Source organism: Paraburkholderia caledonica (genome assembly GCF_000383275.1).
Taxonomy (GTDB): Bacteria; Pseudomonadota; Gammaproteobacteria; order Burkholderiales; family Burkholderiaceae; genus Paraburkholderia; species Paraburkholderia caledonica.
On the sequence record NZ_KB911046.1, the window covers coordinates 133,639 to 160,109 of the forward strand.

21 protein-coding genes are annotated in these 26,471 nt (G+C 57.7%); 3 read left to right on the forward strand and 18 right to left on the reverse strand.

Annotated elements, in window-relative coordinates; translation table 11 throughout:
• Positions 1-53: 53 nt before the first annotated feature.
• From H281_RS0128515 to H281_RS34990, 6 genes are all read right to left on the reverse strand, one after another.
• On the reverse strand, positions 54-1,061 hold the full coding sequence (locus H281_RS0128515; RefSeq protein ID WP_020070560.1) for an ABC transporter substrate-binding protein: 1,008 nt from the start codon (positions 1,059-1,061) through the stop codon (positions 54-56).
• Positions 1,062-1,153: 92 nt separating this feature from the next.
• Complete coding sequence (gltA, locus tag H281_RS0128520) at positions 1,154-2,431, reverse strand: citrate synthase (protein WP_020070561.1); 1,278 nt, start codon at positions 2,429-2,431, stop codon at positions 1,154-1,156.
• 29 nt (positions 2,432-2,460) lie between these two features.
• Complete coding sequence (locus H281_RS0128525) at positions 2,461-3,669, reverse strand: CaiB/BaiF CoA transferase family protein (protein ID WP_020070562.1); 1,209 nt, start codon at positions 3,667-3,669, stop codon at positions 2,461-2,463.
• 26 nt (positions 3,670-3,695) lie between these two features.
• Positions 3,696-4,589, reverse strand: coding sequence for an HpcH/HpaI aldolase/citrate lyase family protein (locus tag H281_RS0128530; protein WP_033379707.1), 894 nt, complete (start codon positions 4,587-4,589; stop codon positions 3,696-3,698).
• A 1,135-nt stretch (positions 4,590-5,724) separates the two neighbouring features.
• Positions 5,725-6,396 carry a GntR family transcriptional regulator gene (locus H281_RS34985; protein ID WP_020070564.1) on the reverse strand — a complete coding sequence of 224 codons (672 nt, stop codon included), beginning with the start codon at positions 6,394-6,396 and terminating at the stop codon, positions 5,725-5,727.
• Between the two features lie 589 nt (positions 6,397-6,985).
• Positions 6,986-7,600, reverse strand: coding sequence for a TetR/AcrR family transcriptional regulator (locus tag H281_RS34990; RefSeq protein WP_020070565.1), 615 nt, complete (start codon positions 7,598-7,600; stop codon positions 6,986-6,988).
• Between the two features lie 96 nt (positions 7,601-7,696).
• Here H281_RS34990 and H281_RS0128545 point away from each other — a divergent pair, with 96 nt between their 5' ends.
• Both H281_RS0128545 and H281_RS34995 read left to right on the forward strand, forming a co-directional pair.
• Positions 7,697-8,422, forward strand: a complete 726-nt coding sequence (locus tag H281_RS0128545; RefSeq protein WP_020070566.1) for an SDR family NAD(P)-dependent oxidoreductase — start codon at positions 7,697-7,699, stop codon at positions 8,420-8,422.
• The gene (locus H281_RS34995; protein WP_020070567.1) at positions 8,415-9,587 is read left to right on the forward strand and encodes an FAD-dependent oxidoreductase; all 1,173 of its coding nucleotides are present in this window, start codon (positions 8,415-8,417) and stop codon (positions 9,585-9,587) included. The genes H281_RS0128545 and H281_RS34995 overlap by 8 nt, the downstream gene beginning before the upstream one ends.
• 54 nt (positions 9,588-9,641) lie before the next feature.
• On the opposite strand, the gene H281_RS0128555 is transcribed toward H281_RS34995, so the two are convergent.
• From H281_RS0128555 to H281_RS0128585, 8 genes are all read right to left on the reverse strand, one after another.
• Positions 9,642-10,277 (reverse strand): hypothetical protein, encoded by a 636-nt coding sequence (locus H281_RS0128555; RefSeq protein ID WP_020070568.1) that lies wholly within the window; start codon positions 10,275-10,277, stop codon positions 9,642-9,644.
• 330 nt (positions 10,278-10,607) lie between these two features.
• Positions 10,608-11,609: a bifunctional helix-turn-helix transcriptional regulator/GNAT family N-acetyltransferase gene (locus H281_RS0128560; protein ID WP_020070569.1), complete on the reverse strand. Its 1,002-nt coding sequence runs from the start codon at positions 11,607-11,609 to the stop codon at positions 10,608-10,610.
• Between the two features lie 250 nt (positions 11,610-11,859).
• On the reverse strand, positions 11,860-12,603 hold the full coding sequence (locus H281_RS0128565) for an SDR family oxidoreductase (protein WP_020070570.1): 744 nt from the start codon (positions 12,601-12,603) through the stop codon (positions 11,860-11,862).
• A 151-nt stretch (positions 12,604-12,754) separates the two neighbouring features.
• On the reverse strand, positions 12,755-13,054 hold the full coding sequence (locus tag H281_RS37125; protein WP_206362279.1) for a hypothetical protein: 300 nt from the start codon (positions 13,052-13,054) through the stop codon (positions 12,755-12,757).
• 167 nt (positions 13,055-13,221) lie between these two features.
• The gene (locus tag H281_RS0128570) at positions 13,222-14,598 is read right to left on the reverse strand and encodes an MFS transporter (protein ID WP_020070571.1); all 1,377 of its coding nucleotides are present in this window, start codon (positions 14,596-14,598) and stop codon (positions 13,222-13,224) included.
• 300 nt (positions 14,599-14,898) lie between these two features.
• Positions 14,899-16,566 carry an AMP-binding protein gene (locus tag H281_RS0128575; RefSeq protein WP_241077924.1) on the reverse strand — a complete coding sequence of 556 codons (1,668 nt, stop codon included), beginning with the start codon at positions 16,564-16,566 and terminating at the stop codon, positions 14,899-14,901.
• Between the two features lie 39 nt (positions 16,567-16,605).
• Positions 16,606-17,790, reverse strand: coding sequence for a beta-ketothiolase BktB (bktB, locus tag H281_RS0128580; protein ID WP_020070573.1), 1,185 nt, complete (start codon positions 17,788-17,790; stop codon positions 16,606-16,608).
• Between the two features lie 130 nt (positions 17,791-17,920).
• Entirely contained in the window at positions 17,921-19,639 is a 1,719-nt protein-coding gene (locus H281_RS0128585; protein ID WP_027805032.1) for an acyl-CoA dehydrogenase family protein, read from the reverse strand.
• 240 nt (positions 19,640-19,879) lie between these two features.
• On the opposite strand from H281_RS0128585, the gene H281_RS35000 reads away from it, so the two are divergent.
• Complete coding sequence (locus H281_RS35000; RefSeq protein ID WP_033379708.1) at positions 19,880-20,551, forward strand: TetR/AcrR family transcriptional regulator; 672 nt, start codon at positions 19,880-19,882, stop codon at positions 20,549-20,551.
• A 32-nt stretch (positions 20,552-20,583) separates the two neighbouring features.
• Here H281_RS35000 and H281_RS0128595 read toward each other — a convergent pair whose 3' ends face one another.
• The 4 genes from H281_RS0128595 to H281_RS35005 all read right to left on the reverse strand — a co-directional run.
• A complete protein-coding gene (locus H281_RS0128595) occupies positions 20,584-24,075 on the reverse strand; it encodes an indolepyruvate ferredoxin oxidoreductase family protein (RefSeq protein ID WP_020070576.1) in 3,492 nt (1,163 codons plus the stop codon).
• 191 nt (positions 24,076-24,266) lie between these two features.
• A complete protein-coding gene (locus tag H281_RS0128600; protein ID WP_020070577.1) occupies positions 24,267-24,743 on the reverse strand; it encodes a YbaK/EbsC family protein in 477 nt (158 codons plus the stop codon).
• A gap of 51 nt (positions 24,744-24,794) precedes the next feature.
• Positions 24,795-25,973, reverse strand: a complete 1,179-nt coding sequence (locus H281_RS0128605; protein WP_020070578.1) for a pyridoxal phosphate-dependent aminotransferase — start codon at positions 25,971-25,973, stop codon at positions 24,795-24,797.
• 66 nt (positions 25,974-26,039) lie between these two features.
• Positions 26,040-26,471, reverse strand: a 432-nt coding sequence (locus tag H281_RS35005) for a DMT family transporter (protein ID WP_020070579.1), incomplete at its 5' end; no start/stop codon positions are given.

Below are 26,471 nucleotides of genomic sequence, written 5' to 3' on the forward strand. Positions count from 1 at the left end.
TAGCGGGATTTCTCGCCAGCTAGTCCCGAACAGATACTGTCAACCGGTAACCACTACTTGACCGACTTTACAAATTCAGTGGTGTACGTCTTATAAAGGTCGACGTTCTTGCCTTGAACGTTTTTGGAGAATTGGGACAGCACCGCATAAACCGTCCTAGGTCCGTCTGCCGGCATGACGCCATCCGCAGTGAACATTGCCTTGCTGATGGCTAGCGCCTTAACGTAGTCATCTTTGTCGCCGAGGTAGAAGTCCTTCGGCATCTTGTCGGCAATTTCGGCCGCGCTGTGCGTATCGACATATCGAAGCGTCTTTACGAACGCGTTTGCCAGCTTTTGAGCGACATCCTTGTGACTGTCGACCCAAGACGTCGCCATGTATAACGACGCACCAGGATACGTTCCGCCGAGGGCAGTGCGTGTGGATTCGGGCGTGCGCAAGTCAACGAGTACGCGGGCGCCGCCTTTCAGCACTTGAGAAACGGTCGGCTCTGTGCTGATCCCGGCTTGAATTTGGTCTTGCTGCATGGCCGCCATAAAGGTCGCGCCAGCGCCGACAGGGAGTCTGGACAGTTCGCCAGGCTTCAACCCCGCTTTGGAAGCGAGGTATAGAGTGAGGAAATCGGTCGATGAGCCAAGGCCCGTGACGCCGACCGTCTTGCCCTTGAGGTCCGCAAAGGTCCTGATTTCGGGGTGCTTTCCAGAGGCCATCTCTACGAGCCCTGGCGAAAGGCTAAATTGCACGACGGACTCGACAGATTTTCCCTTCGCCTGAAGATCAACGCAGTGGTCGTAAAAGCCGACCACGCCTTGAACGACGCCCGCTAACAACTGGTTTTCCGCATCCACGCCGGCCGGCTCATTGAGAAGCTCTACGTCCAGGCCTTCGGCCTTGAAGTAGCCAAGCGATTCCGTCAGCTTCGCAGGAAGATATGCCTGCTTTTCGTACCCCCCCACTATCAATGTGATCTTTTCCGCAGCCAGTGTTGTTTGCGTGCTTAGGCAAAAACATACAGCCGCGGCAAGCGCAACGACGCCCAGAAACCTCCGTTTCAATCGCATGTCATCTCCTCCATGTCCCGGTCGGTCACGTTTTGTTTATTACCGACCCGGGTCGCCTCGAACTTGGTCAACGCATAAGGTTTACGCAACTATCAGATGTGCCGCTCCTGCGAACCGGTGTACAACTGTCGCGGGCGCGCGATCTTTCGCTTCGGATCGTCGATCATCTCGTTCCACTGAGCGACCCATCCGACGGTACGAGCCACTGCAAAGAGCACGGTGAACATGTTGGTCGGGAAGCCAAGGGCTCGAAGAGTGATCCCTGAATAAAAGTCGATATTGGGATACAACCGCTTGCTGATGAAATACTCTTCGCTCAGTGCCCTGCGTTCCAGCTCCAGTGCAATCTCGAAAAGTGGATGATTGTGGATGCCTAGGTGATCGAGCACTTCATGACAGGTCTCTCGCATGATGTTGGCGCGCGGGTCATAGTTCTTATAGACGCGATGACCGAATCCCATCACCCTGAAAATGTCGTCCTTTTTCTTCGCACGCTCGATGAACGAGGGGATGTTATCGGGTGTCTCAATTGACTCCAGCATCTTCAGCACTGCCTCGTTCGCGCCACCGTGTGCAGGCCCCCACAAGCAGGCGATGCCTGCAGCAATGCAGGCGAACGGATTGGCGCCCGACGACCCTGCACTTCTCACAACAGATGTCGAGGCGTTTTGCTCGTGGTCGGCATGGAGCATGAATATGCGGTCGATCGCTCTGGCCAGAACAGGGTCCGATGCGTAGTCCTCAGACGGCACTGCGAAGCACATACGAAGGAAATTCGCCGAGTAGTCGAGATCATTTTTTGGAAAAACGAAGGGCTGTCCGACCGAATATTTGTAGGCCATTGCGGCCAAGGTCGGTACTTTTGCGATAAGTCGCATCGACGCAACCTGCCTCTGCTGCGGATCGGTGATGTCTGTCGAGTCGTGATAGAACGCTGAGAGCGCTCCTACCACGCCTGTCATGATCGCCATCGGATGCGCATCTCGCCGAAAGCCCCGGAAGAAATGCGACATCTGCTCGTGTACCAAGGTGTGGTAGGTTATATGGCTCTCGAACTCCTTGCTTTGTTCAAGTTCCGGCAGTTCCCCGTTCAGAAGCAGATAGCAGACATCGGTGTAAGAGCGCTGCTTGACCAACTGGTCGATGTTGTACCCTCTGTACCGAAGGACCCCCTCGTCACCGTCGATGAAGGTGACTGCCGATTCACACGACGCTGTTGATGTGAACCCGGGGTCGTACGCGAACATACCGGTTTTATCGTACAACGATCCAATATCGATGACATCGGGACCCTCACTACCGCTGCGGAGTTCGAAGGTCCAGCTTTTGTCTGCAACAGTGAGCTTGATTGTTTCTGCATCGGTGCGCATTCAACTGCTCCATCAGTCATTGCCAGTTATCAAATGACGTTCGCAGCGCGTAGGACGGCGATTTCTTCAACTGTGAGTCCCAGGCTCTGGTACACCTCTTCATTGCTTGCACCCAAAGCGGGGCCGAGGGACCTCACGAAACCTGGTGTCTCGCTCAATCTGGGCACGACATTCGGGATCGTGATCTCCCCAACCCTGTCATCCTGGACCTTGAGAAGATTGCCGCGCGCGTTGTATTGCGGGTCTTCAAAGATCTCGTCGATAGCGTAGATGGGACCGCACGGAACTTGTGCTTCCTCACAAGCCACGAGAATCTCGTCGCGTGTCCGCGACTTTGTCCAGGACACGGCGAACTCATTAACCGCCGCCTCGTCGGCTCGACGATCCGGGTATTTAGACCACTTGCCATCCGGACCCACTGCTTCTCCACGTCCAGCAGCCTTCGCAAAGCGTTCGAAGATCTTGTCATTCGTACAGGCGATGCTGACCCAGCGATTGTCTTTCGTCGGGAAATTGCTGTGTGGCACGGAGTGGTGCGACGCCGGCCCGCTACGCTCTCGAACTTTGCCATCCGCAGCGTAAGCGGGCGCCATTTCGTCGAGAATACGGAAGACGGACTCGTACAACCCGATGTCGATAAACTGCCCAACGCCGTGCAGATCGCGAGCACGAAGCGCGGTGAGCACGCCGTTTGCCGCGAAAAGCCCGGACAGATAGTCGGCGAGCGTTGCGGTGCCGGGGGACGTTGGCGGGCGATCCGGATATCCGGTGATGTAGCCTAACCCACCGAAAGCCACACCAATGCGGCCAAAGCCTGGGCGATTGCGAGCGGGGCCATCCTGACCAAACCCAGTAACGCGTGCCATCACCAGCTTTGAGTTGTGCTCCCTCAGATCTTCCCAACCAAGTCCCCAGCCCTCAAGGGTTCCCGGTTGAAAGTTTTCGATTACAACATCCACCTCTTTGACGAGACGCTTGACAAGATCGGCACCCTCTTCGCGCCTGAGATCCGCGGTGATTGACCGTTTGTTTCGCCCTTCCGAGAGGAACATGAGTGTTGCGTCTTCCGCCTCCGTTGGGGTGCCGTATCGACGGCAGGGATCCCCGACGTTGGGCATCTCCAGCTTGATTACATCTGCGCCGAATTCCGCAAGGAGTGTTCCGCAAAATGGCCCCGCGATGTACGTCGCCATCTCGAGCACACGGATCCCCGCGAGCGCTTGTTTAGTCGTTGACATAGTCCGAGTTCCAGTTGTAAGGTTGCTCAGCCGTTCTTTGCAGCTCGCCGACGCTCTATCGCGTCACGCTTTGCGAGAATCTTCCGAGCTTTCTCGGCAATGGGATAGTCGACAAAGACCTCGCCGACACGCATGGACGCAAGCCCGCCCTTCTCTGCCTCGGTGAACTCGTTAATGATCCGCTCGGCCCGGGCGATCTCTTCCGGCGAAGGTGAATAGACCTCGTTGACAATCTCAACCTGACTGGGATGGATAATGCGGCGCCCCTGGAATCCGATGCGGCAAGATTCTATGCACGAAGCCCGCAAACCATCGAGATTGTTAAGATCGAGATAGACCGTATCAAGCGGGGCGTCGAGTCCTGCTGCGTTCGAAGCCACGACGAGTTGTGCGCGGTAGGGGCGCGCTTCATTCTGGTCCGGACTCAGAATCAGATTCAGTTCGAGCGCCAGGTCACCAACGCCCAGTCCGGCTCGCTTGACCCGGCGTACACCCTTGAGAGATTCGGGTGCGTTGATGACGCCCAAGCCCGACTCCACGACAGGAAGCAGATCCACTTTATCAACATCAACGCCAAATCTACGTTCAAGTTGACTCATCAGCCAATCAATCGCGAATAGGTCGCGGGCGTTTTCGACCTTCGGCAAGGAGATGCCGTCTGCGCCTGCCGCGATCGCTGCTTCGATATCGTCGAGGCAAAATTCAGTAGCCATCGAATTGACGCGAACATAGGCCAAAGTTGGGCGCGGACCTGACAGCAACTCGCGAAGATTTGCGCGAGCCTCGGGCTTCTTGGAAATCGCCACGGCGTCTTCGAGGTCAAGAATTGCAGCGTCGGCGCCGGAATTCAATGCTTTCTCAACACGCCGGGGATTATCGGCGGGGACATAGAGCAATGAGCGAAGAAGCTGAACGGGCATGATTTACTTCCTTTAAGAGTAATTTGGCGACAACGAGTCCTTGAGGATTGTTGGATATCGCGCATGGATCCGTCGATCTGTGTCCGATATGACTATCAATAATTACGTAGGATAACTATTTATTTATGTGACGAATATTGTGTGATCGGTGACTCCCAAGTAAGCAGCGCCGTATACCGAAGGTCGCGTCGAAGACCGTAGCGGCGCTAATCGCAGCCAGCAAGACTCACACGCAAGAAGGCACGTTGCGACCGCTCACGGCCAACGCCGTGTGAAAACGCATGTCGAACCCGGTGTTCTATAGATTCGGCTCTTCAGATCACGCTGCAATGGTTTGGCGGCAGTTCGGGAAGGGTAAAGCGACGCCCTAAACCGAGTACTTTTATGTTTTCACACGACCTCTGCCGACGACGGCGAAGGATCCGTCCGACACAAGTAATTCACTATTTAGGATTCCAAATTACAAAGGACCGATAATTAGAGCGGTGCTTTGTCCGTGTAGCGTCTCCTAACTCAGAGCCGTCCTCCAGCCAGATAGCCAGCAATAGATATGAGCTTGGTACGCATCCCACACGTGGGGCTGCGTCCGGTAACTGAGTCTGCCGCCAAAGCATCTTGCTGTGAAATCATTATGTCTACAATCTGCCGGATTGTCTACATCAATTTGGGGACAATTTTTGGCGAGTCACGATTCTGCGGCGACTTGCTCTGGATGGCTGAGCGGCTACCCGAAACGGCGTCGGCTCGTGAATGAGACTGTTGTTGCGCCGCCGTTGATGACGCGGCATCGACTTGCTGAGGGTGGGGTTCGAGATGCGCTAGGAGGAATGAAGTCGCCCTGAAACCTCCGTGATCGGCGGCCTAACTCAGCGTGATGACGTACAAACGGGAGGTCCGGCGTGGTTCTTCATTAAACGGTGCAACGGCTTCGGTCCCTGTCACTCTAAAGCTTACGCGGCTGCAACGCGTGCCAAATGGAATGAACGCGCGCTTGCAGCCCACCTGCAGCGAGGGACTCCGTCAGCTTCAACAAGCTGGTCGAGGGATATCTGCCGAACACGAGAGACGGTCCCTTGGCCCAGCGCGGCGCAGCCGAAATTGTGCAGCGCCGCAAAATTGACCAAGCGCTGCAGGACTATGGCTGACTAACGAGCTTTTTCCGGGCTGAAGTGCCGTCGCGGAGCTGCTCGATCAAGGCGTCTCTGCCCAAGGCGATATGCCTACGCATTGCTGCTTCCGCACCTTCAGGATCTCGCTTCTCAATACGGTCTACGATCAGCTCATGTTCGCCGAACACTTCCTGAAAGCCCCGGCCCACGCTCACCGCTTGGAACCTGATTACGCGCAAAAGTGCATACAGATCGCGGCACAGGATGTCCTCAAGCCACTGATTGTGGCTACCCTTGGCAATCTGTACGTGAAAGTCATTGTCGTGGACGCCCTGTCGGAACGCCTGGTTCGAGCTTCCTAGTCGTCTCATTTCCAGCAGGCTGGCCTTCAAGGCATTGAGCTGCGGAAGCGACATATTTTCGGCCGCCTGCCGCGCAGACATGCCCTCTAGAGCCTCGCGAACAGACAGAACCTGTCCAATGTCTTCGACACTTAGATTAGCGACTCTCACCCCAGAATTCGGTGTACGGCGCACCAAGCGACGCCCTTCCAGTGTCCGAATAGCTTCCCTCAGAGGTCCCCGACTCACGCCGAGCTGCTGAGCAATCAAAACCTCCGATAGTTTCTCGCCAGGGAAGATTACCCCCTCCACGATCATTTCCTCGATCTGATCGGCGATTTCGTCAACGCGTGCCATTTATACTGTCCGATAGTTTCGCGGGGCGCGGTAAGAGAGCAGGTACTTTAGCATTATGATGCAACTGGTACCCCCTTGGCCACATCGGCACAGGTTCAGGCACACCATCCAGCCTATCCTGAAGCGACCGAAGCTAATGCACTTGGGCGGGAGGTCAAAGCGATGCCACGATAGACCGCTCGCGCGGTGACATCCATGTAGTTTAGGCCACCGACACGCACTGGCCGCAACGCATGAATCAAAGCAACCTACCTGCATTCGTCATCGAACGCCTTGCTGATCGACGGCCTTCCATTTCGTTTAGCCGTCGGACTTTACCTACCCGAGCTCGACGTCGGCAAGCACGTTTACGAGCCAGCACGCTTCTCGTAAGCATTAGGCCTACACCGTCGCGCGCGACAGGATCTGCCGCTAGCGAACGGGATCGATATGAGAGGCGGCACGCCGCAAAAAAGCGCGAATTTCCAGCGTTCATCTGTTATTGATTGGATCGCTTCCGACGCAAACGCCCGCCAGTGAGAACAAGAGGGTCCCGCAGCCCGCAAGGATGCATAGCAAATCCCCTAGCCGGCCACGACCGAACTCATTCTTAATCGCCTGCGCTATCAGCGGACGCCTTAAGAGTTTTTGCAAGAAGCATTTTGAGGGGCTGGTGTTGAAACGGAAAATCCTCGGCGGACGCGAGCGCGATTCGAACCAACGCAAATCCGACAATAGATCCTGCCAGCAGCATTGCGCGCTCGTTCCGATGGCGTCCGCTCAGAGCGCCTGCAATGGGCGCCACGAAGCGATCGCGCAAATGCCTACTGACAATTGGGCCGGCGGCCGTGCTTCCAATGGAATAAAGCAGCAAACGCAATGGGTCATACCCAGAAAACCAATCATGTTGATCCAGTTCACTTGTCAACATTTCAGCGGCGTCAGATGGCAACCCCTTTATACCGTGTTGCAATACGTCGTCGGTATCAAATGCGGTGGAAATGACCGCTTCAAATAAAGCTTCCTTCGAGCCGAAATAGCGTATAACTAGCGCCGCATCGACCTCTGCTGCCGTCGCAATCTCGCGTACGCCAACTCCGTCATAGGTACCTTGCGAGAACAGAACCTTAGCGGCGTCAAATATTCGTGCCCGAGTGCTCGCGGCGCTGCGCGCACCCGCCCTGCTGCGCTCGGTCATACCGGCGGATTTGTCGACTTTTCCCATGCCCCAATAATATCAACGACTGTTGACACAAGCAACTCTCCGCGCCTAATATCAACACTCGTTGACATTAGGGGTCCGGAAATGAGTTTGGCAGGGATGAGCGCAGTAGTAGTGGGCGGCAGTAGCGGAATTGGTCTTGAAGCAGCGCGGCTTTTTGTCGAGGAAGGCGCGAAGGTAGCGATCGTCGGAAGGCAACAGCATCGATTAGACAAAGCGACGGCAGCATTTACTGGGAACATCATCGCGGTCAGTGCGGATGTATCAAGACCCGACGAAATCAATCTGGCCATGCAGCAAATAGTTGACCGAACCGGCCCGATTGACGTGCTGTTCGTGAGCGCAGGAGTCTCCGACGCACCTCCATTCAGCCAGACGACAGAAGCCGCTTTTGATCACCTCATCGGCATCAACCTTAAAGGGACGTTCTTCGCCGTGTTGCACGCTCTTCCGCATTTGCGCGATGGGGCTTCCGTCATATTGACTGGATCGGTAGCGGGAAGGAAGGGCCGCCCCGGCGACCCTCTTTACGCCGCCAGCAAGGGCGCTGTGCGCAGCTTCGGCAGGACACTCGCGACTTCTGAGGAAATTCTCGCCCGACGCATCCGTGTGAATGTCCTCACACCGGGTCCAATAGTCACCCCGCTGACGGCAGAGGCAACTGAAATACCGGCAGTGCGCGACTTCATTGCTGAAATGGTTCCGCTGGGACGATGGGGCGAAGCACGCGAAGTTGCGCAAGTAGTTAAGTTTCTCGCGTCAGACGCATCAAGCTATATAACCGGTGCAGAGATCACTGTCGACGGCGGGCTAGCACATGTCTGATAATCTTCACCTGCCGCACAACCACCTGCTCCACGGGAAAACCGTAGCAATCGTAGGGGGCGGACCCGCCGGCCTCATGCTCGCACGCATGCTGCAGAAGAACGCCGTCCGCGCTCGCGTGTTTGAGCGCGCCCACTCATTCGATTCGAAGAACCAAGGCGGAAGTCTCGACCTTCACAAAGGCAGTGGCCAACTGGCGCTTAGGCGCGCGGGGCTGTTTTCCCGTTTTGTAACGCTCTCGCGATCCGATGCCCAGACAACGAAAATCCTGAGTTACGACGGTCGTGTCAGGGCCGTACTCGATGCTGATAGCACTACGGGTGCAAGACCTGAGATTGATCGCGGCGTTTTGCGAAAGATACTACTGGATGCCTTGGGCGGAACGACGGTAGAAACAGGGAAGTCACTGCTGGGCGTCGCTTCGACGGAGTCCGGCCGTTATCAATTACAGTTCGACAACGGCGGAAGTGTTGTTGCCGACGTCGTCATTGGGTGTGATGGGGTCCGGTCGAAGGTGCGACCCATCCTCACAACTCAGGTTCCGGAGTACACGGGGGTTACTTTTATTGAAACCCGGCTGCCAGCTGCAGAAAAGACTCACCCGGATATTGCGGCGCTCGTTGGCGAGGGCAACATTCTCTCGCTCGGAGACCAAAAGGGACTGCTTGCGCAACGAAACGGCGACGGAAGCATACGCCTCTATGTGGCTCGACGGATCGATGAGCGCTGGGCGCGTGATGGCACGATTGATTTCAGCAACGTGACCGCCCTGAGGGAGCAACTGCTGTCATGGTTCCCCGACTGGTCACCGGTACTGGTTGATATGCTGCGCCGCTCTGAGGACAGGTTCCACCCTTGGCCACTCTACGCACTTCGCCCCCAGCACGACTGGAAGAGCGTCCCCGGCGTCGCTGTCATCGGCGACGCTGCGCATGTAATGCCGCCGTTTCTGGGGCTAGGTGCGAACATGGCTATGCTTGATGCGGTTGAACTCGCCGATCACCTCCTTGACAGGAAGTTCGCTTCTGTGGAGAGCGCTATTAGCAGCTTCACCGAAGCTATGTTTGATCGCATGAGACCCCTCATCGACGAAGCACTAGCAACGCAAGATCTGATGTTTAGTGACGATGCTCCATCGCAGCTCCTGAACCAGGTGATTGACTAGTTCACGCGACAGCGACTCCAGGTCACTGAATACGGCAGCCCCTCCGTCCCCGCGTTAGGGGAACAGTCGATGCCACAATTCACGTACCGTAGGGGTCATGCACTCCTCCGATGGAACGAAAAGTTCATCAGACCGCGCATAGACTTTTGCGTATAAGGCCTCCGGTACAAATTTGGGTATTCCGAGTTCGACGAGTTCCCTGTCCGATGCGGGAATGATTCCTACGAGCGAAAAGCCCGCTCGCTCAACCAATTTTTGTGCATGAATATTCTTTAACGAGACATGGTTGTATGCCATCGCCATACCCATCGCGCAGGCCTGCTTGTCGATAATGAAGGGACCGAAGCGCGAAAGACCGCTTTCCCTATGGGCGGGTGAGACCACTGCAAGCCTGCCCTGGATGACTTTGCTTTCCTGGAAGCGTTCAAGAGAGTACATTGAAACCACTTCGTGCTCATGCCTGCAAACGTAGACCATCAGATCCGTCTCATCCTCATCAGCAAGGCTCACCTCCTTTTCATAAAATTGAGGGTCGAGAAAACAGCTCGCCGAGCCTACAGAAATGTCGGGATACCATCGACGAACGCATTCACTAACGGCGGCGATATCGTTTCTATGCATTTGCTCGAACCTGTAGCTCGGTAGTGCAAGTTCGTCAACCGATAGTGCCTCTAATCTCGCCCATTTCATAACGACGCTCCCGTTGGTACAGCGAGAATCAAATTTTGGAATAGATTTCGCAAGTGAATCGGCCCGACGCACTCAAGCTGTCAGGAACCGTTCGCTGGACGAAAACCCGGGCGCCAACCCCTCGAGCCTCGCGAACCATCGCGCCGCGACGTCCGTTCGACACTGCCTTAAGGGTTCCACTGACAAGGTCGTCTAGCTGGCAGACGATCGAGTCACGGTAATTGACTGGTCCGCAAAGGGGGAAAAGTGTTTGTACCGATGTAAAAGTCGGTGCCGGACAACGACCAGTACCAAACGCATAATGGATCCGGGAGGAAGACCTTGCGCGCTTCAATCTGGTTTAGCGCCGAAGCGTCGAGACGCCGCTTTGCGCCGAACGAAGCGCTGCTCAACGACAGCCTTCCCCCATTGCGTCCCCCGGGCCGCCTCTGCCAGCCGAAAGCCAAACGCTTCATATAAATGACGCGCGGCATCGAGGCCTTCAAACGTCCACAAATAGGTTTCGTCGAAGCGTTCGTCGACAAACGCCATGGCGCGCGCCATCAGCTCCCTTCCGACGCCTAAGCCACGCAACGAATCATCGACGATAAACCAGCGCAAGTGCGCAACGCGGCCTGTCATGTTTCCGTCGATGGCAATCGACGCGAGCGTTCGGCCGTTGTCGACCACGAGCCACAGTTGTCTGCCGGGATCGGGCAGCAGCCCGGCAAACTCAGAGAGCCCTGTTGCAACGAGCTTTTCGAAGTAGACGCCAAAATCGGATTGCTGCGAATAGTAGCGCGCATGAAGACTCGCAATGTCGCCAATGCAACCGGGCTGATAACCCTCGACGATGCGCAAGCCGTATAACGGAGCCTGCTGCGTTTCTATCGCATCGTTGTCCTGCTCGAGCGCGCCCGCGTAAAGAGAGAGCGCACGCACCACCGACTGCTGATCGGATGGAGCAAGCTTGCGCAACGCACTCGATACCTGATCGGTCGCGAACTTGTCGATCTTCTTACGCAATTGCTGGCCCGTCTTGGTCAGGTAGAGCTCAGACGATCGCGCATCGTCGCTCGATGCCGTGCGCTTGATGAGTCCCGCGCTTTCGAGCTTGGCGACCTGCCGGCTCGCGTTCGACTTATCGAGCCGCAGTAGATGGGCTAGATCGCGCACCTGAATACCCGGTGTCGCACCGACCTCAAGGATGGCGTGGACAGCCGACGGCGCGAGCCCGCTATCCGCAAGCGTGGACCGCATGAAACCCAGTTCGCGCACGAGCTTGCGCGAAAACTCACGCAATTCGAGGATGGTCGAGTCGCGCGATTGGGCGGGAATGTCAATGATATCCATGATCTTTCCGATCGTTGCGTTCCGAATGACTATAGTTGCGAGTCGCAACTAATTCAAGCCAAAATCCGGACCTTGCGCCTGCGCGAATCCATCGCTGAGACGCCGCGGGCGACGCCCCCACGTAAAAGGTGCTGCGATCAAAATGTGAGCGAGGGGTTCCACACTCCGTGGCCGAAGTAAAGATGCGTTCGTAGTTCACCATTGGCCCGGACCGGAACATGATCGCAATAGATCGGGGCAGGCCGCGCTATCAAATAGTGAGTGAGCATAATCCGCCGTCCACCAGCAGATTTTGACCTGTTATAAAGCCAGAGGACGCGCCGCAAAGAAAAGCGCACGCTTCACCGAATTCAGCCGGAGTTCCCGCCCTTCCTGCAGGCACTGTATCAATCAACCGCCGGGCCATATCGCCCAACTGCTTGACGCGCTCTGTCGCAATGGTCCCGGGCAAGAGGTTATTGATCGTCACGTTGCTGCGTGCCACCCTACGGGCGACGCCAGCTACATATCCCGTTAGAGCAAGCCGGGTAGCGGTCGAAAGATCGAGGTCGACAACCGGCACCCGGACAGTCATCGATGTAATGTTCACTACTCGGCCAAACTCACGTTCAATCATCCCGTCGATAGTGCGCCGTATCATTTCAACCGGGTTGATGAAGTTGGCATCAAGCGCTTCGATCCAGTGCTCACGCGACAGCTTGCGAAAGTCTCCACTCGGAGGACCACCAGCATTGGTCACGAGAATATCCGGCGCTTGACACACTTGAAGCACAGCGTCTCGGCCGGCCTCAGTGGACAGATCGGCCCCGATGATTTCAGCCCGCGCCCCCGTGCGAGCGCGTATCCGTTTTGCCGCAGTTCCTAAGTCTGTAATGTCACGCGCCACAAGCGTGACACGGACTCCATTGGCGGCCAAGGCCTCTGCGCAAGCGAACCCCAACCCGCGAGAAGCGCCGCACACCAACGCATGCCGCCCAACAATTTTCAGATCCATGCGAATCCTTCTCTAACGTCAGTCTGAAGTTCGGTCCGCAGGCGAGCGATGTCAACCGCACCTGCTTTGCGTCAAGAGCGTCAAAGGACAGGTCGCATTTTCGGGCAGGCTCCTTGGGCGCCTATCGGCAACGGTCAGTCCGTTGGGTTTTTCAGACCAGTGTCGATGACACGACCCAACCGGAGAGTCGATCTGTCGACCTTCGTACAGCGTCATCATTCAGCCCTCGTCGACGTCCCGAAAAATATCGTTGCCTGCTGATCCTTATCGCCACGCCGAAATCCTGCTCGATCGCGAGGGGGTAACCGTCTACAGCAATCAGCCAGCCTTCGGTGGATTTGCACCACCTCAGTCGTCCATTGCCATACAACTCGGAGAACCAGCGCCAAATGCGCCCGTCTTCCTCGGCTGCGGCGCGGGATTGTGAATCATCTGGGTAATTTTTCGTCATCGATGGCTCCGGCTGATCGCTGCGCGAAGGAACACGCAGCAACCGGTCTTATCCTTGCTCGTCGCGATCGGCCGTGGCCCTATAGCGGCGCAATTCTGGGATGCACACCCACCGCTCATAAGCGCCTGCTACGAGCGTGGGCCCGCAATCCTTTGAAAGCGGAAACGTCAGGTACGGACGTCGACCAACCCGCTGGCCTCCCCAGTGGTCGGGCTAAATCCGACGTCTACATACTGTCCGGACGCAGATTTCCCATGGTCAATAAAGGCCAGCGCCAAAGCGCCGATCAGCCCGGCTGCTCCAATCACCAGAAAGTTATGCTCCAGGGGCAGTTTCAAGGAAACGATCAGCCCGATTAGCATCGGTGCAACGATCGCCCCTAAGCGGCCAATACCCGATGCCATACCGATGCCTGTCGAACGAATCGACGTCGGATAGAACTGCCCGCTATAGGCGTAAGCCACGATCTGCGCGCCGGTCGTGCAGGCGCCGACTGCACCTACAACGAAGTACAGAACCTCAGTCGAAGTCTTGAACGTCATCATGTAAAGGAAGACCGCGCCAAGAGCGTACATACTCACCAGCACCCACTTGATGTGCAGCCGATCAGCAAGCCAGCCGCCTCCCACCGCCCCAACCACAGCTCCAAGATTCAGCGCTATAACGAAACTGAGCGCCGAGCCCAAGCTATAACCCGACATGGCCATCAGCTTTGTCAGCCATGAACTGAGCGCGTACACCATGAATAGGCCCGTGAAGAAAGCAATCCAGAACATGACGGTGCTCGCTCCGCGACCATTCTGGAAGAGCCTGGCCACAGGTGCGCCACCGGTTCTTTGATCTGCCCGCGCGAGAAGGCTAACGCCCATGCCGATCCTCGCGCGCGGGTCAATCTGACTGACTATCATGCTCAATCGACCCTCATCGCCTTGCGCGACGAGATACGACAATGACTCGGGCATGCTCCCGAGAATGAACGGGATCAGAAGCACTGGCACGCCAGCCGCGAGGAATACGATTTGCCAGCCGAAGTCCGCGATGAAGTGTTTGCCAATCACCGCGGCGAGAATGCCGCCAACTGCGTAGCCGGAGAACATCAGTGTTGTCATGAAGCTACGAATGCGGCGAGGCGAGTATTCCGTCATCTGCGCAACGATGTTGGGCATAGCACCCCCAATACCGAGTCCTGCAATAAATCGCATTGCACTGAAGGAGACAGGGTCATGGGTCAGTCCAGCCGCCGTGGTAAAGACGCTGAACAGGAAGACGCTAATGGAGATCGTCCACCGTCGCCCGATTCTGTCCGACAGAGCCCCGAGAACGATCGCGCCAAACATCATGCCAAACAGCGCCGAACTCGCCATAAACCCCGCCGTCGAAGCGGTCACTCCCATTTCTTTCATGATGGCCGGAAGGGCGGCGCCAGCGACCGAAATGTCGTACCCATCGATGATGATGACCAGTAGGCACCAAGCGAGAACCTTGGCGTGGAACCTGTTGAGCCTGGCGCCGTCGACCAGCTTATTGACGTCTATCTGTTGCATGGATTGTCTCCTCCACCTAGATTGCACGGGAATGTTCACGGCAGGCTGTTTGCACCTGTCCGAGTACTGCAGGCACTGCTGATACTGCCGTGACGTTTGACGCGATAAACGGACTTGCGGGCTAAGGGACTGCGGCGCGGCTCGTCAATCAGGCGGTAAATGGCCCGATCTGAGTACGCGGCCTTTGTAAAGGAATACTGAATATTATTACTGGACAGCCGCCTGAGATATTCGAGCGGCAATACCTTTCCGCGATTGTCCCTTGCGGCCTGTCCAGGGCCCGCGTGCGCTATTGGCCGATTATCCCGTTGTGGTCGGGGATACTTTGCTATTTCGAATGATTTCCCGCAGAACGTTCTTCTGGATCTTGCCGGTCGCTGTCTTGGGAATCGGGTGGAAAATGACTCGCTTGGGACATTTGAAATGTGCGAGTTGCTCACGACAGTGAGCAATCAATGCATCTTCGGACGCGTGCGATCCTTCACGCAATTCGACGATGGCGACCGGAACTTCGCCCCACTTCTCATCGGGCATTGCGACCACTGCGGCGGCTGCCACGGTCTCGTGCCGGTAGAGAACATCCTCGACTTCGACCGACGAGATGTTCTCGCCCCCCGAAATAATGATGTCTTTCGAACGATCCTTGATGCGCACATACCCGTCCGGCTCAAGCACAGCGAGATCACCTGAACGGAACCAGCCGCCATCAAACGCACGATCGGTTGACTCCGAGTCTTTCAGGTAGCCCATCATTGTCATGTTGCCCCGGAACACGATTTCACCCATCATCGCACCGTCCGCGGAAACCTCGTCGCTGGAGTTGCAGTTCATCACGGTCATACCGGCCTGCAATGCGTAGTTCACCCCTTGCCGTGCTTTGCGATCAGCGCGCTCGGCTTCGCCGAGTTCCGCCCATGCTGGTTGCTGTTCGCAAATTGCAGCCGGCCCGTAGGTTTCCGTCAGCCCGTAAATGTGAGTGAGCTGTACGCCGATGGCATCCATTGCGGCAATCAAGCTTGCGGGCGGCGGCGCACCGCCTATGAGAGCGGAGACTGCAGGATTGAAAACGAGATCCTGCTGTTGTGCCCTGTCACGTATCAGCGCGTGGACGATCGGTGCGCCGCAGTAATGCGTTACCCGCTCATCGTTAATCAGCTGGACGATCTTGTCACCGTCCACCCGCCGGAGGCAGACGCTCTTGCCACCTTGCAGGGCAAGCACCCACGGCATGCACCAGCCGTTGCAGTGGAAAAGCGGAAGCGTCCAGAGATAAGAAGCAGCCTTGGGCACGCCCCAGCTGATGATCGACGACACTGCGGACAGGTAGGCACCCCGGTGTGAATACACAACACCTTTTGGACGCCCGGTGGTGCCCGAGGTGTAGTTGACGGCAATCGGCGTCCACTCTTCTTCTACTTTGCAAAACGAAGCGTTTTCATCGCCCGACGCGAGGAACGACACATAATCCTCGACGTCAGAAGAGGCAGCAAACGCGGCCTGCTCGTCGGCGAAGCAGACGAGGCGCGGTGGATGCTGCAACCGAGCGACGGCAGTCCGCGCCAGTTCAAGAAATTCCGCATCGACAATTATCAGTCGAGCTTCGCTATGCCCAAGGATGTAAGAAACGTTCTCTGCGTCGAGGCGTGTATTGATGGTATTGAGCACCGCCCCCGCCATCGGAACGGCGAAATGCGCGGCGAGCATTGGAGGCGTGTTGGTCATCAACAGCGCCACGACGTCCCCGTACTCGATCCCTGCTCGCGCAAGCGCCGAGGCGAACCGGCGACATGTTGCAGCATGTTCGCGCCATGTCTCCCGATGACTGCCGTAGACGACTGCGGTCCGATCGGGAAATACCTTCTCGGCACGCTGCAGAAATGTCACAGGTGTCAACGCATCGAAGTTTGCTGCCCTGGGTCGCAGCCCTGGATCGTTCCACCGGCTCGTTTGCATGACTGTCTCCTTCATGGTGCCTCTTTGATGTGCGGATGCGCCTACGGCTGTCGGTCAGCAGCGCTCGAAGATAGCCGCGATACCCTGACCGCCACCGATACACATCGTCACCAGGGCATAGCGACCGCCCGTGCGGCGTAGTTCGTAAAGCGCCTTGATGGTGATGATTGCCCCTGTTGCCCCGATTGGATGTCCAAGTGAAATGCCGGAGCCGTTGGGGTTGACCTTATGCGGATCAAGTTCGAGTTCGCGCGAGACAGCGCATGCCTGGGCCGCAAACGCCTCGTTTGCCTCGATAACATCCATATCGCCAATCGTGAGGCCTGCTCTTGCTAGTGCCGCCTTGGTGGCCGGCACCGGGCCGATCCCCATGATCTTGGGGTCGACACCGGCATGTGCATAAGCGACGAGCCTTCCGAGCGGTTGCACGCCCCGTCGACTGACCTGTTCGCGCTCCATCAGCACCACGGCGGCCGCCGCGTCATTAATGCCCGACGAATTCCCCGCGGTTACCGTACCATTTTCCTTCGCGAACACCGGTTTGAGCTTACTGAAGTCTGCCTCGGTTGCATCGGTGCGGACATGTTCGTCTGTGTCGAACACCGTCACACCTTTTTTCGCCTTTACCTCGACGGGCAGGATCTGCTCGTTGAAATATCCCGCCTCAACGGCATGCGCGGCCCGACGATGCGACTCGAGGGCGAGTGCGTCCTGCTGCGCTCGCGAGATATCGAACTTCTGCGCGACGTTCTCTGCGGTCACACCCATATGAATGCGGTGAAAAGGGTCGTTCAATGCGCCGACCATCATGTCGACCATCGATGCATCGCCCATGCGGGCGCCGAATCGCGCTGCCGGCATTGCGTAGGGCGAGCGGCTCATGCTCTCCGCGCCTCCGCCGATTGCAATGTCTGCGTCCCCGAGCATCACGGATTGAGCGGCAGAGATAATCGCCTGCAACCCGGATCCGCACAGACGGTTGACCGTCAGAGCCGGCGCACTCTCCGACACACCTCCATCAAGCGCCGCAACACGCGCCAGGTACATATCCTTTGGCTCGGTGTGGATGACGTTTCCGAAGACTACATGGCCGACGTCATTTCCGTCGACCGATGCGCGCTGAAGTGCCTCCCTTACTACCTGCGCACCGAGATCCGTCGGGGCAACATCTTTCAGACTTCCGCCGAATGCACCGATTGCGGTACGCACGCCGCTCACGACAAATACTTCACGAGACATCTCGATACTCCTGTGTTGGCGAAGGCCGTAGAAGCCGCCCAACAAAGTCTTCCAACGGCACGCTTAATTGCGGGTCGATCTTTCGGCCTCGCTGTCAGGGGCTAAGCGCGGCGAGGTCGAGGAAGGCACACTATGCAGTGAACCGCGCGCGCTCCACGATGCGGGTGGCCTGCAATTTTGTAACTTCGGCTCCCATCGAACCAAACATCACCCCCCAACTTCCTGACGGCCCCGTCAGACGCGTCTTCATAAACGCGTCAACGACTTCGCTGGTGGAATGACGCAACAGCTCCGCGCCCTGCACCGCCCGTGCGATCGCTTCGGTAGCCGGGCGTGCGAGGAATTCGTCTTTCACGACCCGGTCAAGCAGCGGTCCCATGGAATCGATAAAACTGTCGAATCCGGCATGCTGGCCGCGCACGTCCTGGAGCTCCGCGATCAGTGCCTCGCGACAACTGGCCTGCTTGAGCATGGCGCGGCGCACGTCCATGCACATCATGTTGGCCGTGCCTTCCCACACGCTGTTCAGCGGTGCTTCCCGGTACAGGCGAGCCATCGGGTTCTCCTCGATGAAGCCGTTGCCGCCATGACACTGAAGTGCCTCGTAGGCAACCGCTGGCGCCCGCGAGCAATTGAAAAACTTCGCCATCGGCGTTGCCACCCTCGCGAACGCCTTCTGCTGCTCGTCGGTATCGATGTGGTCGGTAGCCTTCGCAATGCGCAGTGCGAGCAAAGTTGCCGCTTCGACTTCGACGGCCATGTCGGCCAAGACGTTGGTCATCATTGGACGGTCAGCGAGACTGGAGCCGAACCCGTTGCGCGTGCTGGCATGATTCAGCGCAAGGCCGAGCGCCTGACGCATGAGGCCGGCAGAACCGACGGCGAAATCGAGACGCGTAAGGTGCGCGTGCGAAAGAATCTCGCGAATGCCACGACCCTCCTCGCCGACCCGGATCGCCATCGTGCCGCTGTACTCGACCTCGCTGGACGCGTTCGACTTGTTGCCGCACTTGTCCTTGAGCCGTTGCACGAAGAAGCGGTTATAGCTGCCGTCTGGCAACGTGCGTGGCAGGAAGAAGCACGTCACTTCGCCGGCCACTTTCGCCAATGTAAAGAAGCCGTCCGATTGCGGCACCGAACAGAACCACTTGTGACCCGTCAGTTCGTACCAGTGTGCGGTCTCGCCGTGGTAGCCAGCAGAATGCGAGTACACCGCCGTGGTCTGCGTCTCGCGTAGGTCAGAGCCACCCTGCTTCTCCGTCATCGCGTAGCCGATGACCACTGACGGCTTCAGTGATACTTCGCGACGGCTGAATTCATAGACCGTGCCGCAGGCCTTCTCTGCCCAGATTTTCAAAGCCGGCTCAGCCATGAACCCAGCGTGCGATGCGTACGCCATGCCAGTCGGGCAGCCGGTTCCCTGCTCCACCTGGTTCCACAGATAGGACAGCACCGCTCGGGCAAAATGCGGCTGTTGTTCCTTCGCAGTCCACGCAAGGGAAGGTACTTCATGGCGCCATGCGAGTGACATCAATTCATGCCAGGACGGATGGAACTCTACCCAGTCGATCCGGTTGCCATAACGGTCATGGGTCTTCAGTTCGGGCAAGTTGCGGTTTGCAAGTCGGGCGAGCTCCTGGACGGCCTCGTCGCCCGCGAGCTTCCCCAGAGCCGAACACCGCGAGGCTGCCCACGGCGCTTCGCGCTCCACGGCAGATTTCAAGATCACATCGCCGTCAAAGGCATTAAAGCCGGAAGCCGACGCCGCCTGATTTTTCACCACGTGGGTAGAGTAGCGATCAGCAGCTCGTGCAGGGGCCACGGATTCCGCGATGAGTGGGGCATTCATTACTTGTCTCCTTGCGACGAATAGGTTTGAGAGGCACCGTTGCGGGGCGAACCCTGAACAGGGAGGACGTTCAACGGCGCCGATCAAGAAGTGAATCTAAATTCATTGAGTGAACTGTAATTCACTCTTTGAGTCCATGCAAGTCTCTCCCGCACTAAGGCGACGCTCGTTAACCCTGGAATTTGCGGCAGGGGTGGAAACCGAATACGATTCCATCAAAGAAATGAACTGGAGTTCAATTTGGTTTATCGCCAGACCAAAGCAGTGGAAGCCCGTCTTCTGGATAACCGGACTCGAATCCTGAAAGCGGCCCGGGAACTGGTCAGCGAAGGAGGCTGGAGCGCCGCCCAGATCGCGAGTGTTGCAGCCGCAGCGGGAATGGCGACGGGCAACGTCTATCGCTATTTCGCCTCGAAGGCAGACCTGTATTCAGAAGTTCTGAGCAACGTCTCGCAACGGGAAGTGGATGTTCTGCAGGCGATCGCCTCGTCCCCGGAGTCGCCGGTCGACCGGTTGCGAACCGCGGTTTCGACCTTCGTACAGCGGGCGATGCACAATCCGCGACTGGCGTATGCGCTCATTGCTGAGCCATGCGAGCGTGCTATTGACGAGGTCAGGCTGAAATATCGTGCGGCCATCAGCGAGGTCATCCTCTCGATGATCGCGGAGGGACAGGATCTCGGCATGATGCGCAGGGACATTCCCTCAGAAGTTGCTGCTACGTTCATCGTTGGCGGATTCATGGAAGGCCTGATTGGTCCTCTATCGCCCCTAAACGCGGACACGCCGGATAGCGTTGAAGATCGCAAACGTGCCACCGCCGATCTGGCGACATCGATCGCGACGCTCGCCTGCAGTTCACTGGTTGCTTCACACTGTGCGGCTCAGGCCGTGAAGGACTCCATGGCCTGAACCGCCAGCGCGCGCTTCAGAAGTGCTGCTGCCTATAGCTCTTCCTGTTTGGCGGCCGGTATCAGGCGACTGGCGAGCTCTGTCCAACGCCGTGATGCAATGTCCATCGCCTGAATCTTCACGTGACCAAACCCTCGGACCTCCGCCGGCAGCCTTGCCATTTCACGCACCACAGAAGCGTCGAATCTTGAGGACGACGCGGAGCCAAGGGACTCGACGAAACTCATGTAGAGATCACGCCAGTCGCGTTCCCTTCGCCGCTCATCATTACGGCCGAACGGATCAAGCGGCGTCTCCCGAAGCCATTGCATCTTGCCAAGAATAGTCATCGGCCACTGGACCCACTGACCGTACTTGCGTTTCTTGACGTCCTTTCCGGTACCCAGCGTCGGCGGAGCAAGGTGATAGGTAAGCCTGACTCCCGCCCCGAAGGTGTCGTCGATTGATCTCCGGAAGTCCGCCGATACAAGCATACGCGCCACCTCATACTCATCCTTGTAGGCCATCACCCGGTACAGTTGCGTCGCCACGGTGATCATTAGATCCTCGGGCATTTTGCGCCGGGCCGGCTCCAGCAATCTGCGGTACTGGTTCGCATAGCTTGACTTCCAGTACTTTTTGAGACGCGCGGCACGATCTTCAATCAGATCGTCTAGGGTCTGAGACACCGGTTCGTTCGATTGATGCCCGAGGATCGAACGGACAAGCGCCGGCTCCGTGACCAGATGACAGCCTACCCGGAATGCCTCGAGGTTCTTTGCGACAGCGGTGCCGTTCAGTTCGATCGCGCGTTCGAGACTTGCGCGCGCCAGCGGAATTCGGCCTGCCTGCCACGCCATTCCAAGCAGCATCAGATTCGCAAAAATTGCATCACCGAGTATGCGTGTGGCTACTTGCGCCGCAGGCAAAGCAATGACGCGACCCGTATTGACCCTTGCACGAAGCCGTTCGAGCAGGTCGCTGACCGGCGCCGTCCAGTCGCGCGACCGAATGAACTCTGACGTCGGTGACCCGTCTTCATTGACAATGGCGAGCGCGTCGGAACGCATGCGCGAGAGCGTTGTGCCATTTCCCGCCACCACCGCGTCAGCCCCGATCAGCAGATCGCATTGGCCTGCCGCGACTCGGGTCGCCGATATCGCGTCGTCCTTCAACGCTAGCTGGACGTACGAGTAGACGGTTCCTCCCTTCTGCGCCATGCCCGCCATGTCCATGACACGGATTGCCTTTCCTTCCAAATGTGCCGCAGTGCCCAACAAGGCGCCTATCGTCACCACGCCGGTGCCACCCACACCACCAACAACGATACGCAATGGCAAGTCAAGCGCAGGCATCCGCGGTGCGACCGGCCAGCCGTCCGGCAAACCGGCGAATCCGGCGGGACGCTTGACGTCACGCGCGTGCACGGTCACGAAGCTTGGGCAAAACCCGTCCGTGCATGAGAAGTCCTTGTTGCAGCTGCTCTGGTTGATTTGACGCTTGGTACCGAGCGCGGTTTCAAGCGGCTCGACAGAAAGGCAATTTGACTTCTTCGAGCAGTCTCCGCACCCTTCACAAATCTCACTGTTAATGAAGACCCGCTGATCAGGGTCCGGATACTCGTTCCGTTTGCGCCGGCGGCGCTTTTCGCTCGCGCACGTCTGCGCATAAATCAGGGCGGTGACACCAGTAACCGTGCGCAGATAACGTTGCACCGCGTCCAGTTCACTTCGATGGCGAACCGTAACACCAGGGGCAAGCCCTGCTTCCCCTATGAGGCCGGGTTCATCGCTGACAACGATTTGCTGTCCCACTCCCTCCGCCGCGAGTTGCCGGGTCAATTGCCCGACACTGAGCTGGCCATCCACGTGCTGGCCACCCGTCATCCCGACGGCGTCGTTGTAGAGGATCTTGTAGGTGATGTTGACGTTTGCGGCCACAGCCTGCCGGATAGCCATATATCCGGAATGGAAGTAAGTGCCGTCGCCCAGGTTCGTGAAGACGTGCGACTCTTTCGTGAACGGCGCGGTGCCCACCCAGTTAGCGCCTTCTCCGCCCATCTGCGTGAAGGTCTCCGTTCCGCGGTCCATCGTCAGCGTCAGGAAGTGGCAACCAATCCCACCCAGAGAACGACTGCCCGTCGGTACGACTGTCGAAGTATTGTGCGGGCAGCCGCTGCAGAAGTACGCCTTACGTTCAGCGATGTCGATGACCTTCCGGGATTCGCGCTCTGCATGTTCAATCGCCTGAACGCGCTGTTCGATTTGTTGCCGGATGTCTTCTGGCAACTCGAACCGGAGCAGCCTGGAAGCCAGCATTTTTGCGATAGGCTCCGGCTGCAATTCGTAATGACTGATCAGCGGGGCGTCACTGCGAGGCGTACTCCATTCGCCGTGCCCGTCCGTTGCCTTTCCGATAACGCGGGGCCGGAGGTCGTCGGGAAGCGCGTACAGTTCATCCTTGATCTGTGCCTCCAGGATTGGCCGTTTTTCCTCGACCACGATGAGTTCCTGCAAGCCCGCGGCGAACACTCGCAAACCTGCGGGTTCAAGCGGCCAGATCATGCCTACGCGGAAAAGTCGAAGGCCGATGCGGCGGGCGGCCTCGCCTTCAACTCCGAGAATCCTGAGCGCTTCAACCGTATCAAGGTACCCTTTCCCGCTCGCGGCGATACCGATACGAGCATTTGCGCATGGCCAGGCGACCTGATTGATTGCATTAGCGCGGGCATAAGCGAGCGCGGCCGGCAACTTGTACTGGTAAAGGCGCTCCTCCTGCGCCAGTGACCGGTCAGGCCATCGGATATTCAGCCCGCCCGAAGGAACTGGTGAATCGAACGTGACATTGGGTGAAACGCGTCTTGCGTCCACGTCCACGGACGCCGAAGTCTCAACGATCTCGCTCACGAGCTTCATGGACGTCCACAGCCCCGTGGCGCGCGACATCGCAACCGCGTGCACACCAAAATCGAGTACTTCCTGCACGGATGTCGGATAGAAAATTGGTAACCCGCAACCTATCATCACATGCTCGGACTGATGTGGAATGCTGGAGGACTTGCACGAATGATCGTCGCCATAAAGTGCGACCGCTCCACCGTGTGCGGCAGTCCCTGCCAGATTGGCATGGCGCAAAACGTCCCCCGACCGGTCAACGCCGGGGCCCTTGCCGTACCACCAGCCTACGACCCCGTCAAACTTTCCTTGACCAGCCAGTTGCGATTGCTGGCTTCCCCAAACAGCGGTCGCAGCAAGGTCTTCGTTTACTCCGGGCTGAAAAACCACATCGTGCGCCGTCAGATGTTTGCCGGCCTGCCACAGGGCCGTGTCCAGATTGCCCAGTGGCGAACCGCGGTATCCAGATATGAAAGCCGCGGTCTTTAGTCCCGCAGTTGCGTCGCGTCGATGCTGTGCCAGTGCAAGGCGAACAATAGCCTGAATTCCAGTCATGTAGCCGGACCCGGCATCCAGCACGTACTTGTCATCAAGCGTCAATCCTTTCTGGGAGCCAGCTTCGAGCACCCTGTCGTCCTCACCGATCCTCATGGATCCATCTCCTTGATATGTAGCACACCTATTTATTTTCCGGCGACGCAATGTCGTTTCCATACGTCACCGCCTGTCTGGTTTCCGTCGCGTTTGCTCAGGCAGGACAAGCCCATCAGCATTTTCCAGAGGAACGTGACCCGAAGTCGTGTCGATATTCCCTCGTTGACAGACGGGAGGAAAACGGCCCGTCAGACGATCAGGGTTTGACCTTGAGCGACATCGACCCACTCTGCCCCGACCAGTTCTACAAGGCGCTGGGGCGCGATGCGGAGTGCGGCGTTAGTTGCGCCCGCTGCAGGCAACACGACATCGAACTTCTTCAACGTCAAATCCGCAAAGACCTTCAGTTCGCGCGGCAAACCGAACGGACAAACCCCGCCCACCGGGTGGCTGGTCCATTCAACCACCTCTTCGGCATTGAGCATCTTGGCCTTGCCTTTGAACTGGTCCTTGAACTTGCGGTTGTCAATCTTCGCGTCACCCCCAAGCACCAGCAGGATGACCTCGTCCTTCAGCCACAAAGACAGCGTCTTCGCGATCTGCCCCGGGGACACGCCGTGGGCATCGGCGGCTTCCGCGACAGTGGCGGTGCTCGTCGGCTTTTCCACGATTTCGAGGTCGGGAGCATGCTGTGAAAGAAATGCACGGACGGAATACAGACTCATGTTCGGACTCGCTGGTATGACATTATGAAGTTGATGTGGGCCTGGATCGGCTTACGCGTTAAGACGATTCATCAAGCTGCCAAGGCGTTCGATTGCTTCAGCCAGGTCGCTTGTGGACGCGGCATACGACAGACGGACAAAGGTTTCAGCGCCGCACGAGCCGAAGTCTTTCCCGGGCGTAAGCGCCACATGTGCCTCTTCCAAAGCACGTTCACAGAACTCCCACGAGGTGAGACCCGTGTGCCCTACATCGAAATATACGTAAAACGCCCCGTCCGGCGGAACAGGCACCGGCAGACCGATGCGCTCAAGGCCTGCGAGCACCAATGCGCGGCGTTCCGCGAATTGTTGCCGGCGCGCCTCGCAAAGCGCCAGCGACTCTCGCGTGAAACAGGCCAACGCAGCATGCTGGGATATGGTCGATGGGCAGATGTAGTAGTTTTGTGCGAGGCGCTCCATGGTCGGGACGAGCGCGTCAGGCACAACGCACCATCCAAGACGCCACCCCGTCATGCCGAAATACTTCGAAAAACTGTTGATAACGATGGCGTCCGGATCGAACGAAAGGACAGTCTGGGGGGCGCGCCCGTGGGCATCATGATCGCCGAGGTTCAGGTAAATCTCATCCACAATGCGCCAGGCGTTGTGCTGGTGCGCCCACGAACAGATCGCTTCCAACTCGTGAGGCGGGATGGACGTGCCTGTGGGATTGGAGGGCGTGGCAATCATCAGGCCGCGCGTCTTCTCTGTCCAGTTTGCCCGAACTGCCGCTGCATCGAGCTGGAACCTGGTGTTCGCGTCAGTGGGCACGAGTTTGACCTGCGCGCCGAAACTGGCCAGAAACTGCCGGTTACACGGATACGACGGGTCCCCGACAATCACCTCGTCGCCCGGGTCGACCAGAGCGGCTGTCACGAGCAGTAAGGCGGCGGATGCGCCAGCAGTGACAACGATCCTTGACGAGTGAACTTCGACGTCGTGCACTTCACGATAGAAGCCGGCGATGGCTTCACGCAGGGCCGGTATGCCAAGCGCCGATGTATAGGCAAGCGATCTGCCATCCATCGCCTCGCGTGCCGCCAAACTCACGGCGGGAGGAGCCCCGAAGTCGGGCTCGCCAATGCTGAGCTTGATGATGTGATGCCCCTGCGCTTCCAGGGCCGCTGCCCGTTTGCCAAACTCCATCGCGAAAAATGGCGAGATGGACTTTGCGCGTTCAGAAATTTTCATCGTGTCTCCCACGCTTTGACTACCTTATCGATTGCGCTCGCCGGCATCACCCGCCGTCAGTGCGCCTCATCCAACCGTTTGTACCCGACGACGCTTGCTATAGCGATCGCCGTCGTTCTCATCGGCAGACCGGGATACCGGTCTGTCTTTGCTACGTGAGCAGGCCAGACCAACGACGATCGCGGCCATGCCGATCGCGTGATAAACGTGCAGCGTCTCGCCCAGAAACACGATTGACATCGACGCGCCGTAGAGCGGAATCAGGTGAATGAAGAGCCCCGCCCGAGCTGGGCCTACGCGCGCAATGCCAAACATATACAGGAGGTTGGCGATCAGGGATGGTGCGAGCCCTACGTACATGAGTTCCCCAAGAGACGCGATGTTCCAGGTTGCACGTTCCCCCGCGATGTACTCCCACATGAACAGCGGAAAGAGCACCACTACCGCGATGACGAGTTGCGCGCCAAGTAGCCCGAGACGGTCCATGTCCGCCGGAAA

Coding starts and splice junctions, on each gene's coding strand:
- H281_RS0128515 (WP_020070560.1), bottom strand. CDS start 1,061: ATGCGATTGAAACGGAGGTTTCTGGGCGTCGTTGCGCTTGCCGCGGCT.
- gltA (WP_020070561.1), bottom strand. CDS start 2,431: ATGCGCACCGATGCAGAAACAATCAAGCTCACTGTTGCAGACAAAAGC.
- H281_RS0128525 (WP_020070562.1), bottom strand. CDS start 3,669: ATGTCAACGACTAAACAAGCGCTCGCGGGGATCCGTGTGCTCGAGATG.
- H281_RS0128530 (WP_033379707.1), bottom strand. CDS start 4,589: ATGCCCGTTCAGCTTCTTCGCTCATTGCTCTATGTCCCCGCCGATAAT.
- H281_RS34985 (WP_020070564.1), bottom strand. CDS start 6,396: ATGGCACGCGTTGACGAAATCGCCGATCAGATCGAGGAAATGATCGTG.
- H281_RS34990 (WP_020070565.1), bottom strand. CDS start 7,600: ATGGGAAAAGTCGACAAATCCGCCGGTATGACCGAGCGCAGCAGGGCG.
- H281_RS0128545 (WP_020070566.1), top strand. CDS start 7,697: ATGAGCGCAGTAGTAGTGGGCGGCAGTAGCGGAATTGGTCTTGAAGCA.
- H281_RS34995 (WP_020070567.1), top strand. CDS start 8,415: ATGTCTGATAATCTTCACCTGCCGCACAACCACCTGCTCCACGGGAAA.
- H281_RS0128555 (WP_020070568.1), bottom strand. CDS start 10,277: ATGAAATGGGCGAGATTAGAGGCACTATCGGTTGACGAACTTGCACTA.
- H281_RS0128560 (WP_020070569.1), bottom strand. CDS start 11,609: ATGGATATCATTGACATTCCCGCCCAATCGCGCGACTCGACCATCCTC.
- H281_RS0128565 (WP_020070570.1), bottom strand. CDS start 12,603: ATGGATCTGAAAATTGTTGGGCGGCATGCGTTGGTGTGCGGCGCTTCT.
- H281_RS37125 (WP_206362279.1), bottom strand. CDS start 13,054: ATGACGAAAAATTACCCAGATGATTCACAATCCCGCGCCGCAGCCGAG.
- H281_RS0128570 (WP_020070571.1), bottom strand. CDS start 14,598: ATGCAACAGATAGACGTCAATAAGCTGGTCGACGGCGCCAGGCTCAAC.
- H281_RS0128575 (WP_241077924.1), bottom strand. CDS start 16,566: ATGAAGGAGACAGTCATGCAAACGAGCCGGTGGAACGATCCAGGGCTG.
- bktB (WP_020070573.1), bottom strand. CDS start 17,790: ATGTCTCGTGAAGTATTTGTCGTGAGCGGCGTGCGTACCGCAATCGGT.
- H281_RS0128585 (WP_027805032.1), bottom strand. CDS start 19,639: ATGAATGCCCCACTCATCGCGGAATCCGTGGCCCCTGCACGAGCTGCT.
- H281_RS0128595 (WP_020070576.1), bottom strand. CDS start 24,075: ATGAGGATCGGTGAGGACGACAGGGTGCTCGAAGCTGGCTCCCAGAAA.
- H281_RS0128600 (WP_020070577.1), bottom strand. CDS start 24,743: ATGAGTCTGTATTCCGTCCGTGCATTTCTTTCACAGCATGCTCCCGAC.
- H281_RS0128605 (WP_020070578.1), bottom strand. CDS start 25,973: ATGAAAATTTCTGAACGCGCAAAGTCCATCTCGCCATTTTTCGCGATG.